This is a genomic window from Brevundimonas goettingensis (genome assembly GCF_017487405.1).
Classification (GTDB): domain Bacteria; phylum Pseudomonadota; class Alphaproteobacteria; order Caulobacterales; family Caulobacteraceae; genus Brevundimonas; species Brevundimonas goettingensis.
In genome coordinates this window covers 2601729-2617941 of the sequence record NZ_CP062222.1, presented here as the reverse complement: position 1 = coordinate 2617941, position 16213 = coordinate 2601729, and the positions used below count along the sequence as shown (strand labels likewise).

General features: G+C 68.3%; 18 protein-coding genes. 11 read left to right on the top strand and 7 right to left on the bottom strand.

The features are described 5' to 3' along the window. The first annotated feature begins 101 nt into the window (after positions 1–101). A complete protein-coding gene (locus IFJ75_RS12690; protein ID WP_225896809.1) occupies positions 102–2942 on the top strand; it encodes a tetratricopeptide repeat protein in 2841 nt (946 codons plus the stop codon). Positions 2943–2984: 42 nt separating this feature from the next. Here IFJ75_RS12690 and IFJ75_RS12685 read toward each other — a convergent pair whose 3' ends face one another. From IFJ75_RS12685 to IFJ75_RS12675, 3 genes are all read right to left on the bottom strand, one after another. Then, positions 2985–3263, bottom strand: a complete 279-nt coding sequence (locus IFJ75_RS12685; RefSeq protein WP_207868550.1) for an HU family DNA-binding protein — start codon at positions 3261–3263, stop codon at positions 2985–2987. A gap of 111 nt (positions 3264–3374) precedes the next feature. After that, positions 3375–4202, bottom strand: a complete 828-nt coding sequence (fliP, locus tag IFJ75_RS12680) for a flagellar type III secretion system pore protein FliP (RefSeq protein WP_207868549.1) — start codon at positions 4200–4202, stop codon at positions 3375–3377. After that, positions 4199–4570 (bottom strand): FliO/MopB family protein, encoded by a 372-nt coding sequence (locus IFJ75_RS12675; RefSeq protein WP_207868548.1) that lies wholly within the window; start codon positions 4568–4570, stop codon positions 4199–4201. Before IFJ75_RS12675 ends, fliP begins: the two co-directional genes overlap by 4 nt. A 143-nt stretch (positions 4571–4713) precedes the next feature. Between IFJ75_RS12675 and flgB the strand changes: the two genes are divergently transcribed. The 7 genes from flgB (at position 4714) to IFJ75_RS12640 (ending at position 9102) form a co-directional block, all read left to right on the top strand. Then, complete coding sequence (flgB, locus tag IFJ75_RS12670) at positions 4714–5127, top strand: flagellar basal body rod protein FlgB (RefSeq protein WP_207868547.1); 414 nt, start codon at positions 4714–4716, stop codon at positions 5125–5127. A 20-nt stretch (positions 5128–5147) separates the two neighbouring features. Beyond that, positions 5148–5567, top strand: a complete 420-nt coding sequence (flgC, locus tag IFJ75_RS12665) for a flagellar basal body rod protein FlgC (protein ID WP_404822028.1) — start codon at positions 5148–5150, stop codon at positions 5565–5567. Between the two features lie 11 nt (positions 5568–5578). After that, complete coding sequence (locus IFJ75_RS12660; RefSeq protein WP_207868546.1) at positions 5579–5878, top strand: flagellar hook-basal body complex protein FliE; 300 nt, start codon at positions 5579–5581, stop codon at positions 5876–5878. Between the two features lie 18 nt (positions 5879–5896). Beyond that, positions 5897–6748, top strand: a complete 852-nt coding sequence (gene kdsA / locus IFJ75_RS12655) for a 3-deoxy-8-phosphooctulonate synthase (protein WP_207868545.1) — start codon at positions 5897–5899, stop codon at positions 6746–6748. A gap of 90 nt (positions 6749–6838) precedes the next feature. After that, positions 6839–8182, top strand: coding sequence for an amidohydrolase family protein (locus IFJ75_RS12650; RefSeq protein ID WP_207868544.1), 1344 nt, complete (start codon positions 6839–6841; stop codon positions 8180–8182). A 41-nt stretch (positions 8183–8223) separates the two neighbouring features. Beyond that, the gene (locus IFJ75_RS12645) at positions 8224–8604 is read left to right on the top strand and encodes a VOC family protein (RefSeq protein WP_207868543.1); all 381 of its coding nucleotides are present in this window, start codon (positions 8224–8226) and stop codon (positions 8602–8604) included. 81 nt (positions 8605–8685) lie between these two features. Then, a complete protein-coding gene (locus IFJ75_RS12640) occupies positions 8686–9102 on the top strand; it encodes a response regulator transcription factor (RefSeq protein ID WP_207868542.1) in 417 nt (138 codons plus the stop codon). A 7-nt stretch (positions 9103–9109) separates the two neighbouring features. Here IFJ75_RS12640 and IFJ75_RS12635 read toward each other — a convergent pair whose 3' ends face one another. The 4 genes from IFJ75_RS12635 to folE form a co-directional block, all read right to left on the bottom strand. Beyond that, positions 9110–11137: a GAF domain-containing hybrid sensor histidine kinase/response regulator gene (locus IFJ75_RS12635; RefSeq protein ID WP_207868541.1), complete on the bottom strand. Its 2028-nt coding sequence runs from the start codon at positions 11135–11137 to the stop codon at positions 9110–9112. A 98-nt stretch (positions 11138–11235) separates the two neighbouring features. After that, the gene (locus tag IFJ75_RS12630) at positions 11236–12390 is read right to left on the bottom strand and encodes an acyltransferase family protein (protein ID WP_207868540.1); all 1155 of its coding nucleotides are present in this window, start codon (positions 12388–12390) and stop codon (positions 11236–11238) included. A 75-nt stretch (positions 12391–12465) separates the two neighbouring features. Then, complete coding sequence (locus IFJ75_RS12625; protein ID WP_207868539.1) at positions 12466–13302, bottom strand: 2OG-Fe(II) oxygenase; 837 nt, start codon at positions 13300–13302, stop codon at positions 12466–12468. 10 nt (positions 13303–13312) lie between these two features. Then, positions 13313–13897: a GTP cyclohydrolase I FolE gene (gene folE / locus IFJ75_RS12620; RefSeq protein WP_207868538.1), complete on the bottom strand. Its 585-nt coding sequence runs from the start codon at positions 13895–13897 to the stop codon at positions 13313–13315. Between the two features lie 147 nt (positions 13898–14044). Here folE and fliQ point away from each other — a divergent pair, with 147 nt between their 5' ends. The 3 genes from fliQ to flhB are packed head-to-tail and all read left to right on the top strand — an operon-like array spanning position 14045 to position 16170. Next, positions 14045–14308 (top strand): flagellar biosynthesis protein FliQ, encoded by a 264-nt coding sequence (gene fliQ, locus IFJ75_RS12615; protein WP_207868537.1) that lies wholly within the window; start codon positions 14045–14047, stop codon positions 14306–14308. 7 nt (positions 14309–14315) lie between these two features. Then, positions 14316–15098 (top strand): flagellar biosynthetic protein FliR, encoded by a 783-nt coding sequence (gene fliR, locus IFJ75_RS12610; RefSeq protein ID WP_207868536.1) that lies wholly within the window; start codon positions 14316–14318, stop codon positions 15096–15098. Next, a complete protein-coding gene (gene flhB, locus IFJ75_RS12605; RefSeq protein ID WP_207868535.1) occupies positions 15091–16170 on the top strand; it encodes a flagellar biosynthesis protein FlhB in 1080 nt (359 codons plus the stop codon). Before fliR ends, flhB begins: the two co-directional genes overlap by 8 nt. Positions 16171–16213: the final 43 nt, after the last annotated feature.

Here is a 16213-nt window from a genome sequence, read left to right as displayed (position 1 = left end):
CAAGTCAGTCACGCCTCATTAACCGCGTTGAAAGGCCCCGCGCGCGAGTGTGCGCGTCAATGGTTGGGCCGTCCTCGAGAAAATCGATCGCGAGGACCTCCGTGGCGCTGAGCGCCGTGGGGGCGGTCGTGCTCGCCCCGATCCTGACCTCCGCCGCGCCGGCGATCGCCCAGGAAGCCTCCAGCGCGCTCGAGCCCCTGACCATCCGCCTGGGCACCACGCGCCACGGCGAGACCCAGAACTTCACCCGTGTCGAATTCGCCGGGGTCATCGGCGCGCGTTCGCGCGTCCGTCGCGAGGGCCAGGCGGTTGTCGTCCGCATCGGCACCACCGCCGCCCCGGACGTAAGCCTGCTGAAGAACAGCCTGCCGTCGGGCGTGACCAAGGTCGAGACCCGGGCGGTCCAGGGCGGATCCGAGGTGCTCCTGACCCTGGCCCAAGGCGCCGACGCGCGCTCGGGCGTCGCCGACGGCGCGGTCTGGCTGAACCTCTATGCCCCGGGCGCCCAGCCCCAGGCCGGCCTGACCGCCTCCAGCGCCGTTCCGGCCAACGGGGTCGTGCCGGTGACCACCACGGCGGAGGCCGACCGGGTGGTGATGCGTTTCCAGTGGGCCGCGCCAGTCGGGGCCGCCGTCTTCCGCCGCGACGACGCGGTCTGGATCGTCTTCGACACAGCCGCCAAGATGGGCTTGCCCAAGGGCGCCAAGATGGGGCCGGCCGGCGAGGCGCGCTGGGCGCAGGGGCCGGGCTATACCGCCATCCGCATCGCCGCCCCGGAGGGACTGCCGGTCTCGGCGACCGGGCAGGGCGCGACCTGGACCGTCACCATCGGCGGCGTGCCGACCAGCCCGGCCCAGGCCGTCGAGGTCGACCGCGACGACACCGCCCAGACCGCCCTGGTCGCACGCATGGCCGGGGCGACCAAGGCCGTCTGGCTGACCGACCCGATGGTCGGTGACCGGTTCGCCGCCGTCACCGCTCTGGCCCCCGGCAAGGGCTTCGGCAGCCGCCGCCAGACCGTGGACGTCACCCTCCTGCCCACCGCTCAGGGGATGGCGGTCGAGACGCCGACCGACGACCTGACGATCGTCGCCGCCGGCGATCTGGTGACCGTGTCGCGACCGCAGGGTCTGACGATGTCGGCGCCGTCCGAGGCTGTTCTGGACGCCGCGCCCGACGCGCCCCACCTGCCGCGCAAGGCCGCCTATCCGGCGCTGATCCTGGCCGACTGGGCCGATGTTGGCGAAGAGGGCTTCGCCGCCCGTTATCGCGAGCTTCAGAACGGGGCCGAACAGGAGACCGCCCAGGCCTCCGATGATCCGCGCACCCCGATCGAAGCGCGGATGGGCTTCGCCCGCTTCCTGATCGCTTCGGGCCTGGGGTACGAGGCCATCGGCGTGCTCAACGCCATGATCGCCAAGACACCGAGCCTGCAGGGCGAGCCCGAGGTGCGCGGCTTGCGCGGCGCGGCGCGGGCCTCGATCGGCCGTTTCGAGGAGGCCGAGGCCGATTTCGCCTCGGGCGCCCTGGCCGGCGATCCCTCGACCAGGGTCTGGCAAGGCTATGTCGCGACACAACGCGGCGACTGGACGGGCGCGCGGCTGGCCTTCACTGCGGGCGCCTCGGTCATCGATCAGTTCCCCAACGACTGGAAGGCCCGGTTCGGCGCGGCCCACGCCTTGGCGGCGCTGGAACTCGGTGACCTGCCGGCGGCCCGGTCCCTGCTGGCCTTCAGCTTCAGCCAGCGCGCCCCGGCGGCCGACCAACTGACCGCGCGGCTGGTGCAGGCCCGACTGTTCGATCTGGATGGCCAGAGCGACCGGGCGCTTGCGGTCTATACCGCCGTGGCCCGCGCGCCGCTGGACGGCATCGCCACTCCGGCCAAGCTGGGCGTGGTCAAGCTCTCGCTCGCCAAGGGGATCATCACCCCCGACGCCGCCGCGACCCAGCTGGAAGCGCTGAAATGGCGCTGGCGCGGCGATGCGACCGAGCTGGCCGTCGTCCGCACCCTGGGCAGCCTCTATCTGCAGCAAGGCCGCTACCGCGAGGCGCTGGAGGTGCTGCGCAGCGGCAACAAGCGGATGATCGACCTTCCGGGTGCGCGCGAAATCCAGGACGACCTGTCCTCGACCTTCCGGGCTCTGTTCCTGCAGGGCGCCGCCGACGGGCTGCAGCCGGTGCAGGCCCTGGCCCTCTTCTATGACTTCCGTGACCTGACCCCGATCGGCGCGGACGGCGACGAGATGGTGCGGCGTCTGGCGCGTCGCCTGATCGACGTCGATCTGCTGGACCAGGCCGCCGAACTGCTCAAACACCAGGTCGACGAGCGTCTGGACGGGGTGGCCAAGGCCCAGGTCGCGACGGACCTCGCCACCGTCTATCTGATGGATCGCCAGCCGGAGAAGGCGCTGCAGGCCCTGTGGAGTTCGCGCACGACCCTGCTGCCGACGGCCATGGCCGCGGAGCGTCGGGCGCTGGAGGCCCGCGCCCTGATGGACCTGGGCCGCTACGACCATGCGCTGGAGCTGCTGGAAGGCGATGCGACGCCCGAAGGTCTGGATGTGCGCGCGGAAATCTACTGGAAGCAGCAGAACTGGGCCGGAGCCGCCAAGGTCTATGACCAGCGGCTGGGCGAGCGCTTCAAGGATACGGCGACGCCGCTGAACGCCGCCGACGAGAGCCGGGTGATCCGGGCCGGGGTCGGCTATTCGCTTGGGCACGACCTGCCGGCCCTGTCGAAACTGTCGCGCGCCTATCTGCCGTTCGCGGCCCGGGCCCGATCGGCGGCCTCGATGCGCATCGCCCTGTCGGGCTTCGACGGCATGGAGGGGGCGGTCCAAACCAGCGATTTCGGCCAGCTGACCGCCGGCGCCGATACCTTCGCCGGATGGGTCCAGGCGATGAAGGCGGACTTCAGAAAGCAGACGGGCGGAAACGGCTGACCGCTCCCGCCCGCTGTCCTCCCACGAAGTGGGGAGGATAACTTACTTGTTGACCGCGTCCTTCAGGGGCTTGGAGACCCGGAAGCGGACGGCCTTGGAGGCGGCGATCTTGATGGTCGCGCCCGTGGCCGGGTTGCGGCCTTCGCGCTCGGCGCGAGCGGCGGTGTCGAAGACGCCCAGGTTCGAGATGCGGACGTCGCCACCGGCGGTCAGCGACGAATGGATGTTCTTGACGATCGCTTCCAGCACGCGGCCGGCGTCGGCCTGCGAAACACCGGCGTCCTTGGCGACAGCGGCGATCAGTTCAGCTTGAGTGGTCATGTGGTCGTTTCCATAAACTCGCCCGATTCCGGACGATGACCGGGGGATCAACACGCTTTTGGGGCGGCTTGGCAAGCGGCGTTGACGCGCAAACGCCCTGAGGGCGGGGGTTTACCCCCCGACGGTATGTCGCGTGAAGCTCTCGACGAGGCTTCCGGCGACCAGTCTCCAGCCGTCCACGAGCACGAAAAAGATGAGCTTGAACGGCAGGGAAATCACGACCGGAGGGAGCATCATCATACCCATGGACATGAGCACGCTGGAGACCACCAGATCGATCACAAGGAACGGAACGAAAAGGAGAAATCCGATTTCAAAGGCCTTCTTCAGCTCGCTGATCATGAAGGCTGGAGTGACCACGCGCAGGGGCAGGTCAGCCATCTCCGTATTGGGCTCCACCTTGCTCAGTCGGGTGAACAGGGACAGGTCCCCGCGGTCGACCTGGGCGAGCATGAAGTTTTTCACAGGTTCCGACGCCGCATCAAACGCTTGAGGCAGTTCCATCTGCTGATCGAGCAGGGGGCGGATGCCCGAATCATAGGCGTCCTGCCAGGTCGGAGCCATCACGATGGCGCTCAGGAACAGGGCCAGGGACACCAGAACGGCGTTCGGCGGGGACTGCTGCATGCCCAGCGCGGTTCGCAGCAGGGACAGAACCACGATGATCCGCACGAAGCTGGTGGTCATGATCACGATGGACGGCGCCAGGGACAGGACGGTCATCAGACCGACCAGCTGCACCACCCGTTCGGTCAGGCCGGCGCCGGTGCCGAGGTCGACATTGATCGAGGAGCCGGTGCTCGCGGCCGCCGCCGCATCTTGGGCGAAGGCGGCCAGAGGCCAGATCAGGCAGAGCAGGGTGGTGATCAGCGACAGCAGGGCCGCCCGCTTGAGCTCGGCGCGGGTCGGGATGGTGAAGATGGACGAGGCGAGCTTCACTTCAGACCGCCCTTGTTCAGGGCGGAGAGGTTCAGGCGCGCGAAAGGGCGGGGCGTCTCGACGGGCGCCGGTTCCGGCGCGGGCGCGGCCGGCGTGGGCCGTTCGGCAGGCTGGCGCGGTTCGATCAGTTCGCGGCCCTCGCCGAGCAGGATCAGCCGCTCCTCGTCGTCGACGCGAACCAGGACCAACCGGCGGGCCGGGTCCAGGACCAGGGTCTCCATGACCTGCAGGCGACGCTCGCCCCGCTCGGCGCCCAGTTTGGCCAGAAGCTGCGGGGCGTAGCGGCGGGCGGCCCAGGCGCAGAGCCCGATCAGGCCCAGCACAAAGGCCAGGCCGAAGATGGCGCGGGCGAAATCAAGGACGTTCATGCGGGCGACGGTTCCGGGGCCGCTGGAACGCGCGGCCGGTCGGACAGGACTCTTTAACCATCGTGGTTAACGACCCGTTGAAATAACGCCCTGTTAACCATGCAGGCGGCATTTTCTGCCTATCCGATCAGGAGACCCGCCCGATGGGCATCGCCGACGTTCCACTGCTGGGCCAGATCAAGGGCCGCCTGAACTGGCTCGACGAGCGCCAGCGGGTGGTCTCGCAGAACATCGCCAACTCCTCGACGCCCGGCTTCGTCGCCCGCGACCTGCAGCAGCCGGCCAACGCCGACTTCGCCGCGGCCATGCGTCAGGGCGGCGGGCTGCAGATGGCGCGCACCAACTCGGCCCATATCGCCCCAGCCCAGGCCAATGTGGCGCGCTTCTCGTCCCAGGCCTCGCCCGACTCGGAGACGACGCTGGACGGTAATTCGGTGGTTCTGGAAGAGCAGATGCTCAAGATGTCCGAGAGCCGCATGGCCTATGACGCCGCGATCGGCCTCTATCAGAAATCCATGTCCATGCTGCGGATGGCCGCCAAGAAGCCCGGCGGCTGAGCCGGGATCAGGAATAGACCATGCCCGATCCGGTTCCGCCCCGTAACACCGCCATGGCCGTGGCCTCGAGCGCCTTGCGCGCCCAGCAGTCGCGCATGCGGATCATCGCCGAGAACATCGCCAACGCCCAGTCGACGTCCGAGACGCCCGGCGGCACGCCCTATCGCCGCCAGATCCCGGTCTTCGAGGCGCGGAACGTCGATGGCGCGACCGGCGTGGCCCTCGCCGAGGTCAAACCGGACCAGAGCGATTTCAAGATGGACTACGACCCGTCCCACCCGGCGGCCAACGCCGACGGCTATGTGATGCGGCCCAATGTCGACACCCTGGTGGAGGCCATGGATATGCGCGAGGCGCAGCGCGCCTACGAAGCCAATCTGAACGTCATCGAGACGGCGCGGTCGATGGAAAGCCGCACCCTCGACATCCTGAAGCGCTGAGGAGCTAGCCCATGAACCCGATGGCGGCGATGAAGGCCTATGCGGCGGTGCAGGGCGGCGGAATGCCTACGGGCGGAGCGGCCCCGGCGGCGGCGCCCGGCTTCGGCGAGATGTTGCAGAACGTCATGGGCGACATGACCAAACAGACCCGGGCCGCCGAGACCCAGATGACCGGCGCCATCCAGGGCCAGAGCAATATGATCGACGTGGTCACCTCGGTGTCCAGCGCCGAAGCCTCGCTGGAAACCGTCATCGCCGTGCGCGACCAGGTGATTCAGGCCTATCAGGAAATAATGCGCATGCCGATCTGACGGCCTATATAGGCCGCCATGTCCATGATTCATCTCAAGCGCTGGAACCTCTCCATCGGGGCCGGCCAACCGCTCGTCGTCATCGCCGGCGTCAATGTGCTCGAAAACCTCGACATGGCCCTGGCCGTCGGGCGTGAGCTCAAGGCCAACTGCGAGGACCTGGGGCTGCCCTATGTCTTCAAGGCCAGCTTCGACAAGGCCAACCGGTCGTCGATCACCTCCTATCGCGGTCCCGGGATCGTCGAGGGGCTGAAGCAGCTCGAGATCATCAAGGCCGAGCTGAACGTGCCGGTCTGCACCGACATCCACGAGATCGACCAGGCCGAACGCGTCGCCGCCGTCGCCGAACTGGTCCAGATCCCCGCCTTCCTGTGCCGCCAGACCGATCTGGTCGTCGCGGCCGCCCGCGCCACCGCCGCCGCCGGCGGCTGGATGCACGTCAAGAAGGGTCAGTTCCTGGCCCCCTGGGACAGCGCCAACATCATCAAGAAGGCCCGCGAGGCGGCGCCAGAGCTCGACATCGTCATGTGCGAGCGCGGCGTGTCCTTCGGCTATAACAACCTGGTCGTCGACATGCTGGGCATCGGCCAGATGCAGAAGCTGGGCGTGCCGGTGACTATCGACGCCACCCACGCCGTCCAGCTGCCGGGCGCCGATCCGCGCACCAGCGGCGGTTCGACCGGCGGTCGCCGCGAGGGCGTGTCGATCATCGCCAAGGCGGCCGTCGCCGCCGGCGCCGACGGCGTCTTCCTGGAGTTCCACCCGGACCCGGACAAGGCCCTGTGCGACGGTCCGAGCTGCCTGCCCCTGACGGCCTCCCACGGCCTGCTCAAGACGCTCAAGACGATCCACGAGGCCGTTCAGGCCTGAGCCTGATCCGGCTTACCGCGATTTAATCGGCCGCCGCGCATCCGCCGGCGGCCGATTTTGTCTCTACTCCCCGACACGAAGGAGAGAGAGATGCCGGTCCATCGCACCGCCTGCCATGCCCTGTTCCTGGCCGCGACCGTCGCCGCCTGTTTGACGGCCATGACCCGCGCCGAGGCCCAGGAGCGAGCGCCGGGCCCGGTGACGATGGTGCGGGCCGGAAACCTGTTCGATTCTGAAGCTGGGCGGATGGTGGGCCCACGCGACCTGCTGATCCAGAATGGCCGGGTCCGGCAGGTCGAGGCCGACCTGGTCGCGCCCGAGGGGGCGACCGTGCTCGATCTGAGGCGGTGCTCGGTGCTGCCCGGCCTTATCGACGCTCATACCCATCTGCTGCTGGAACAGCGCGCGCGCGAGAGCCTGTCCGAGACCGCCGCGCGGGATCAGGGCGTCGACGGCGATGCAGCCCGGGTTCTGCACGCCGCGCCACGCGCACGATCCTATCTCGAGTCGGGGATCACCACGGTCAGGGACCTCGGCAACTCGGGCCAGTATCTCGACCTCATCCTGCAGCGGGCCATCGATCAGGGCGATATCCCGGGACCGCGTCTCTACGGCTCCGGGCCGGGTCTGGCGCCCGAGGGTGGCCAGCTGGAGCCCCAGCCGGCGGATCCGCATCGCCTGATCGCCGGCGAGTACCGCATCATCAAGGGCCCGGACGACGCCCGCTCGGCCGTGCGCCAGGCGGTCGCCGCCGGCGCCCGGGTGATCAAGATGTATCCCGAGGCCACGCCCCAGCGGACCAGGCTGTCTGTCGCCGAGATGGCCGCAGTCGTCTCCGAGGCCAAGCGCCACGGCGTTCCGGTCGCGGCCCACGCCACCTCGGACGCCTCTATCCGGGAAGCGGTGGAGGCGGGGGTCGCCTCGATCGAACACGCCTATGAGATTTCCGACGAAACCCTTCGGCTGATGGCGGCGCGCGGCGTCTGGCTGGTCCCGACCGATCCGTCCGACGAAATGGCCATCGCCTTCACCCGCGACTGGCCGGTCCAGCCGCCCGAGGCCGAAGTCCGCGCCCATCTGGCCCCCGCCCGCGATCGGCTGCGCCGCGCCCGGGCGGCGGGCGTGCGGATCGCCATGGGCTCGGACTTCTACGTCCCCTGGCCCACGGGTCGCGGGGAAGCGGCGCGAGGGACCCTGGACGGCTATGTCGAGGCGGGCATGACCTCGACCGAGGCCTTGCGGTCGGCGACCTGGGGCGCCGCGATGCTGATCGGCGATGCGGGGCTCGGCGTGCTGCGGCCGGGGGCTTATGCCGATCTGATCGCCATGCCCGGCGATCCCGCGGCGGGGCTGTCGGCCCTGCATGACCTGAGGCTGGTGATGAAGGGCGGCACGGTCGCGCGGTCCGACGGCGGCGCCTGCGCGGGAACCTGACTGGCGTCCATACGCTGCCCTTCCAGCCAAGGGAGATCGCCATGCTCAAGGACAAGGCTTCGTCGGCCATCGTCGCCGTGAGGGATCTGGGTCGGGCTCGCGCCTTCTATGAAGGGACGCTGGGTCTGGAGGTCGCCCGGGAGGAGGGCGATCAGGTCATCATGTTCCGGACCGGGGCGACCCGGTTGGGCGTCTATGTCTCGGACTTCGCGGGCACCAACCAGGCCAATGCCGTGGTCTGGGGCGTCGGCGACGACGTCGAGGCCATCGTCGCCGATCTGGCCGAAAAGGGCGTGGTGTTCGAACACTATGACATGCCGGATGTGACCTATGCCGACGGCATCCACCGCACGGGCGACTTCCGCATGGTCTGGTTCAAGGATCCGGACGGCAACATCCTGCACATCAACAGCGGCGCCTAAGGCCAGTTGCGCCGGGCGCCGAACGGCCTAGGCTGAAGCCCGCGTCCGACCTCTCCCGGGCGCTGTTCTGTCGAGCTGGCCGTGACCCGACAAATCCTGATCGCCGAAGACGACGCGGGCGTTCGCGAGTTTCTCGCCATCGCCCTGACCGGAGCCGGTTTCGAGACCGTCGAGGCCAAGGACGGGGCGGCGGTGCTGACGCGGCTGGCCTATGCGCCGCCGGCCATGGTGCTGATGGATCTACATATGCCGGTGATGGACGGGCTGGAGGCCTTGCGGCGGCTCCGGTCGGTCGAGAGTTGGGCCGAGGCGCCGGTACTGTTCCTGACCGCTTCCGGCCAGTCCCAGAACATGGTCACCGCGAGACGGCTGGGCGCGCGCGGCTATCTGGTCAAGCCGATCCGGCCTGGCGATCTGCTGGCCAGGGTTCAGGCGGTCCTGAGCGACCCGGGCCTGCTGTGGCTCGACGACATGACCCAGGTCCGCTCGGCGCCCTAGCCCCGGATCAGGCCGCGCGCTTCATCGCGGCGCCATACAGGGCGCGACTGACCGTACGGAAGAAGTCGGCCGGAACCAGAGGCTTTGGCACCACCCCGGCGAAGCCGGCGGCCATCAGCAGGGACGTATCCCCGTCGCCGTCGGCCGTATAGGCCAGGATCGGAGTGTCATTGGCCAAGGCGATGTTGGCGCGTACGGCCTTCAGGGCCTCGCGCCCGTCCATGCGCGGCATCCTCAGGTCCATCAACACCAGATCAAACGTCTCGGCGGAAAGGCGGTCGACTGCGGCGGCGCCGTCCTCGACCTCGATCACCTCGGCGCCGAGGCCCGACAGGAACAGGCGAGCCAGTTCGCGGTTGGCCGGATGGTCGTCGGCGATCAGCACGCGGGAGCCGGTCAGGGCCGACAGCTGGATGATCTCGGCGGGCGAGGCGACCTCAAGGGCGGCGTTGGCGGCCTGGGCGTCGATCTCGAACCAGAAGCGGCTGCCGCGGCCCTCGACGCTGTCAGCGCCGACTGTCCCGCCCATGGCCTCGCAAAGGCCCTTGCAGATGGCCAGACCGAGGCCTGTCCCGCCTGCGCCGCGGGTGGACGAACCGTCGATCTGGGAGAAACGCTGGAACAGCAGGCCCAGCTTGTGGGCGGGAATGCCCGCGCCGGTGTCGGCGACCGAGACGCCCAGCCGCTGGGTGCGCGGGTCCCAGGCGGCGACCACCGTGACCCCGCCGGTCGCGGTGAACTTCACCGCATTGCCGATCAGATTGAGCAGGACCTGACGCACCCGGTCAGGGTCGATCATCAGGGCGGGGACGAGGGCCGAGGAGACAGAGCCCATGCGGAAGTCGAGCGTCAGGTCCTTGGCGCCCGCCTGGGGCGAGAACAGTTCCAGCGTCGAGCGGCACAGGTCTTCCAGATCGGTCGGTTCGGGGCGGATGGCGACCTGGCCGGCTTCCAGCTTGGAGAAGTCGAGGATGTCGTTGACCGTGCACAGCAGGGCGCGGCCGGCGTTGTCGATGCGGCGGACATAGTCGCGCATGACCGGCGACAGGTCGGGCTGTTCCGCGGCCAGGTCGGTGAAGCCGACGATGCTGGTCAGGGGCGTGCGCAGCTCATGGCTCATATTGGCCAGGAACTCGGATTTGACGGCGGCGGCCTGTTCGGCGGCGACGATGGCGGCGCGCTGTTCGGTCACATCCTGGAAGACGCCGAACAGGCTGATTGGGCGGCCCTCGCGATCAAACTGGCAGTCGCCCTTGGCCATGACGCGGCGCTTCTGGCCGTCCGGCCGGTTGAGGCCGAGTTCCAGGTGGAAGGGGCCCTTGCCCAAGGTCGTGGCCTCGATGGCGGCGGTCAGAATGGTCTGGTCCTCCGCATCATAGAGATGGATCGACCGGCCGAGCACCGGCTTGAAGGTCGCGCGGTCCATGCCGCAGATGGTGAAGACTTCGTCCGACCACAGCAGGGCGCCGGTCTTCAGATCGCATTTCCAGTGGCCCACGCCGCTCATGGCCTCGGCCATGTCCAGCACCTGTTCGCGCTCCCTCAGGCCACGCTCGGCGCGCAGCCGCTCCAGCTCGGCGACGGCCAGGTCGGCCAGGTCGCGCAGCTCCGCCAGGGCCTCGTCAGAGGGGCGGGGGCGGGCCACGGTGTCGATGACGCACAGGGCGCCGAGGTTGAAGCCGTCCGAGGTCGTCAGGGCGGCGCCGGCGTAGAAGCGGATGCCGGGCTCGCCGGTGACGAGGGGGTTGTCGCGGAAGCGGGGATCGGTCGCGGCGTTCTCGACGACCATGACGGCGCGGGGCGGGCGCTGGATGGTCACCGCGCAGAAGGCGTCCTCACGCGAGGTCGAACAGAGGTCCAGGCCGGTGCGGGCCGCCAGCCACTGGGTGTCCTCGTCGATCAGGGTGACCGCCGTGATCGGGCAGGAAAACAGCTTCGCCGCCAGCCGGGCGGCGGCGTCGAGCACCGGATTGGCGGGGGCTCCAACGATGTTGAAGCTGTGCAGATGAGCTAGACGTTCGGCTTCGCTGGACATTGAACGCTCGGGGGGACGGGGAACTGTCTCCAACCTGACGCAGAATGCTTACCGGACCGGATAGGTTTGGCCTTGCCGGGACTGTAAATCCTATAACTTTAGGGGGTTCTGAGGGCTTGGGCGGGCTCCGGAACAACCGCCGCGCGCCCGGTGCGGCGGCGCTTCAACCATCCCTTGATGCGCGTCTGCAGGGGCTGGTCGATGACGCTGTGGAAGGCGAACGCCACCGCAAAGGCGGCCGCGACGCCGCAGACGTAGAGCACCCATTGCACCGCGACCGGCAGGGCGAGCCGGGTGATCAGGACATTGGCCAGGCCGAACCAGGCGATGCGCGTCACCTCATTGGTGATGAACATCGAGAAGGACATGACCGACAGCTTCTCGACCAATTTCGACGGCCGGGTCACGGGCACGGCGCCGGCCGCCAGAATGATCAGGGAGATCAGGACCAGGGCGACCAGGGCGTGTTTGTCGAACAGCTCCAGCACGAAGAAGGCGGCGGCCGAGACAACGCCGACCACCGCAGCCAATTTCGGGGCGATCCAGACCCGCTCGGTGAACTGGGCCAGCCCCATGCCGAGGATGAACAGGGGCAGGGCGCGCCAGAAGCCGTACATCATGGGCATCTGGTAGACGGGATAGCCGAACAGGGCCCAGGCCGCCTGATTGGCCCCCAGATAGAGCAGGACCACGCCCGCCAGCGCCGTCCACGGGCCCAGACGCTTCATCCCTTTCAGGATCCACGGGAAGGCCAGATAGCAGCCGATCAGGGCCGAGACCGACCAGCTGGGTGCGTTCCAGCCAAGACCGCCATGGACGCCGAAGGCCTGGGTCAGGGTCAGCTGGGCCGGAAGCTGGTCCCAGCGGAACCATTCCGGATTGCGCGGCGGCTCGCCCAGGGCGGTGGAGACCACGACCAGGGTCACCAGGGCCAGGCCCATGATCAGATGGGCCGGGACGACGCGCAGATAACGCTTCAGGAAGAAGTCGCCGGGCGACATCTTCCCGCCGTTCACCGCCGCCCCATAGACCCGCATCAGCACATAGCCGGAATCGATCAGGAAGAAGTTGGTCAGCAGGAAGCCGCCGCGTTCGAAAATCGGGTTGATGAGCTGCGACAGAGGCACGGGGCCGGCGGCCTGGAAGTGGTGCAGGATGATCAGGCTGGCCACAATGAAACGCAGGGCGTCCAGCCAGCCGCCACGGGAGATCGGCGGTGTCTCGTTTCGGGTCGAAATCGCGGTCCAGGCCATCACTCGGGCTCCTTCGAGCCTGTTGGAGCAAGGGCTGGACCATCGGCTACAGCAACGGTTGCGAACCCGCGAAATTCAACCGTGCAGGGGAGCTCTCGGCCGCATCCACTGCGACAGGATCCATTTCTCGCCTGCGGTCGGGGGCAGACCGGCGTGGCGGGTCAGGGGATCAGCGGCGCCGTTGGGCGTGACATTGGCCCAGAGGATGGCGTCGCCCTTCCTGCCCCGGAAGCGCTGGTCGCCGGTTTCGAAGGCGGTCTCGCCGCCTTCAAAGTCGTCGTTGAGCCAGATCAGACAGGTGGCGATCCTCTGGCCGGAGCGGGCCAGGTCGTCGCGGTGGCCGGGGACGGCGGGGTCGAGGAAATCGACGTGCCAGTCGAACTTCTGTCCGGGCGTGTAGCGCAGCACCTGACAGGGCTCGAGGCCCGGAACCGGCAGGCCCGCCAGCCGCGCGATCCGCTCGCGCACCAGCACCAGCGCCACGTCGGTGGCCGCCAGGTCGAAGGCGAAGGCGGTGTTGGTCCGAACCGGATCGGGCCGACCGGCGCCCGAGACGGGATCATAAATCTCCGCCCGCGTCAGATGCGGCTCGGCGCGGCCCCGGAGCCAGTCGCAGATCGCCGGAGAGACGAAGCCGTCGGCCAGCAACACATGGGGCTGTTCGGAAACGCGGCGCGGCGCGGGCGGGCGGAACCAGGCCTCGAGCCCGCCGGATTCGGCGTCGAGCAGGGCCAGGCTGTCGACCGCGGTCGCATGGCCGAGGTCGGCGGCGCGGCGCAGACGCTCCAGCGCCAGCGGCGGATCGTGCGGCGTTCCCAGCCCGATGGCCGAGAGCACGGCGAGCCGATGCAGGGCCTCGCCTTCATCCGCGAGGCGCTCCAGCCCGGCCGGATCCCAGCCGATGTCGGCCATCAGCACCGGATCATCGCGTCAGGCGCAGGAATTCCTCGCGGGTGCGAGGGTCGTCCTTGACCACGCCCAGCAGGGCGCTGGTGGTCAGTTTGGCGCCGGGAACGTTGACGCCGCGCAGGGTCATGCAGCTGTGCTCGGCCTCGATGACCACGCCGACGCCCTGGGGCCGAAGCACCTCCTCGATGGCGGTGGCGATCTCGGCGGTCATCTTCTCCTGGATCTGCAGACGCTTGGCATAGCCGCGCACGACCCGCGCCAGCTTGGAGATGCCCACGACCCGGTCGGTCGGCAGATAGCCCACATGCGCCACGCCGACGACGGGCAGCATGTGGTGTTCGCAGAAGCTGACGAAGCGGATGTCCTTGAGCACGACCAGCTGGCTGTAGCCGCCAACCTCCTCGAACGTCCGCTCCAGATAGGCGCGCGGGTCGCTCTCATAGCCCTGGAACAGCTCCTTGTAGCTGCGGGCCACGCGGGCCGGAGTGTCCAGCAGGCCCTCGCGGTCGGGATCGTCGCCGGCCCATTTGATCAGGGTGCGAACGGCGGCTTCGGCTTCTTCGGGCGAGACGGAGTGATCGTGGGGCGCATCGGTCATCGAGCGGATATAGCGGTCGAAAGTCTGAAGGGGGAGGGGGACTTTGCTAACCCGCCGTTAACCATGGTCCCGGCATTTTCTGCCGACCGGCCTCAAGCAGGCCGAAGGCCGATAGGCCAGAGTAAGACTTCCCTGGAGTGGCTTTCAATGAACGGCGCTGAAGTTCTGGACGTGGGCCGCGACGCCCTGTGGCTGACGATCCAGCTGTGCGCGCCCGTGCTCGCCGTCGGCCTGATCGTCGGCGTGGGGATCGGCCTGTTCCAGGCCCTGACCCAGATCCAGGAACAGACCCTCGTTTACGCGCCCAAGATCATCGCCATCTTCGTTTCCCTGCTGCTGTTTCTGCCGCTGATGGGCGCCCTGCTGGGCGGCTTCATGCGCACCATCGCCGCCCGCATCGCCGGGATGTAGCGAGGACGTGGAGCCCTACGCCACCGCCGATCAGGTCTGGGCCGGCGGGCTGATCTTCGCCCGCATCGGCTCCCTGCTGCTGACCATGCCCGGCATCGGGGAAACCTATGTGCCGCCGCGCATCCGGTTGGCCCTGGCCCTGCTGGTCTCGCTGGTGCTCTGGCCGATCGTGGCGGGCGCCCTGCCGGCTCTGCCGGCGACCGTCGGCGGGGTGGTCGGCTGGGTGCTGCGCGAGGTCGTGACCGGCCTGATGATCGGGACCATGCTGCGCATCTTCACCTCGTCGCTGTCGACCGCGGGCGAGATCATCTCCCTGCAGACCACCCTCAGCTTCGCCCAGACCGCCAACCCCCTCTCGGGCCAGCAGAACACCACCGTCGCCTCCTTCCTGATGCTGTTCGGCACAGTGCTGGTCTTCGCCACCAACACCCATCATCTGTTCATCGCCGGCATCGTCGGCTCCTATGAGCTGATCGCCCCGGCCAAGCCGCTGATCGTCGCCGACTTCGCCCAGATGGCAGTGCGCACCGTCGGCGACAGCTTCATGCTGGGGGTCCAGCTGGCGGCGCCGGTGATCGTCTTCGCCCTCATCTTCAACCTGGCGTCGGGTCTCGTCGCGCGGGTCATGCCCGCCTTCCAGGTCTATTTCGCCGCGGCGCCGCTGAGCGTCATCCTGGGTCTGTCCATCTTCGCCCTGTCCCTGGGCGTTCTGGGCACTGTTTTCATCGACCGCTTCCGCGCCCTGGCGTCGGTATTCGCGGCTGGAGCGGGAGGAGCGGCCGGTGGCTGAAGACTCCGATCCCGACTCCAAAACAGAAGACGCCACCCCCCGAAAACTCGAGGAGGCGCGACGCAAGGGTGACGTCGCCAAATCTCCCGACGTCGCCCAGACCCTGAGCCTGATGGGCGCCTCCGCCGTGGTGATCTTCGGCGGCGGCTATTTCGCCAGCCAGATGGCCGATTCCTTCATGCCCTTCATCGCCTCGCCCCACGCCATGCTGGGCGTCCTCGAATCCGGTTCGGGCGCCCAGATCGGGATCACGGCGATGTGGTCTGTCGCGCCCTTCCTCGGGGCGGTGATGCTGGCCACCATCCTGGGCGGGGTCGGCGGCAACGTCGGTCAGATGGGCGGCCTGATCTTCAGTCCCGACAAGCTGGCGCCCAAATGGGACAAGGTCAGTCCGATGGCCGGGTTCAAGCGGCTGTTCGGCCCGGACAACTTCATGCATTTCGGCCAGACCCTGGCCAAGCTGATCGCTGTCGGCGTGATCTGCTGGATGGTGCTCAAGCCGCATATGCGCGAGTTCGAGAACCTGGCGGCGATGAGCCCCCTGGCCATCCTGCCCCTGACCCGCGATCTGGCGGTGGCGCTTCTGGCCTCGGCCCTGGTCTTCATGGGGGCGGCGGCCGGCGCGGACTTCATCTGGCAGAAGCTGCGCTTCGCCAAAAAGATGCGGATGACCAAGGAAGAGCTGAAGGAAGACTACAAGCAGACCGAGGGCGACCCGCACGTCAAGGCCAAGCTCAAGCAGATCCGCATGCAGAAGAGCCGCCAGCGGATGATGGCCAATGTGCCCAAGGCGACCGTCATCGTGACCAACCCGACCCACTATTCCGTGGCCCTGCGCTATGAGCCCGATCAGGGCGACGCGGCGCCCGTCTGCGTGGCCAAGGGCGTCGACGCCCTGGCGCTTCGCATCCGGGAGGTGGCGAAGGAGCACAAGGTGCCGATCGTCGAAAACGTGCCTCTGGCGCGCGCCCTCTACGCCGCCGTCGACGTCGACGAGACCATCCCGCGCGAGCATTTCGAGGCCGCCGCCAAGGTCATCGGCTTCGTCATGCAGAAGCGGAAGAAGCGCTGAGCGCGTTTGCGCGTATGCTCAGGACTCTGATTCGTCGCGGGGT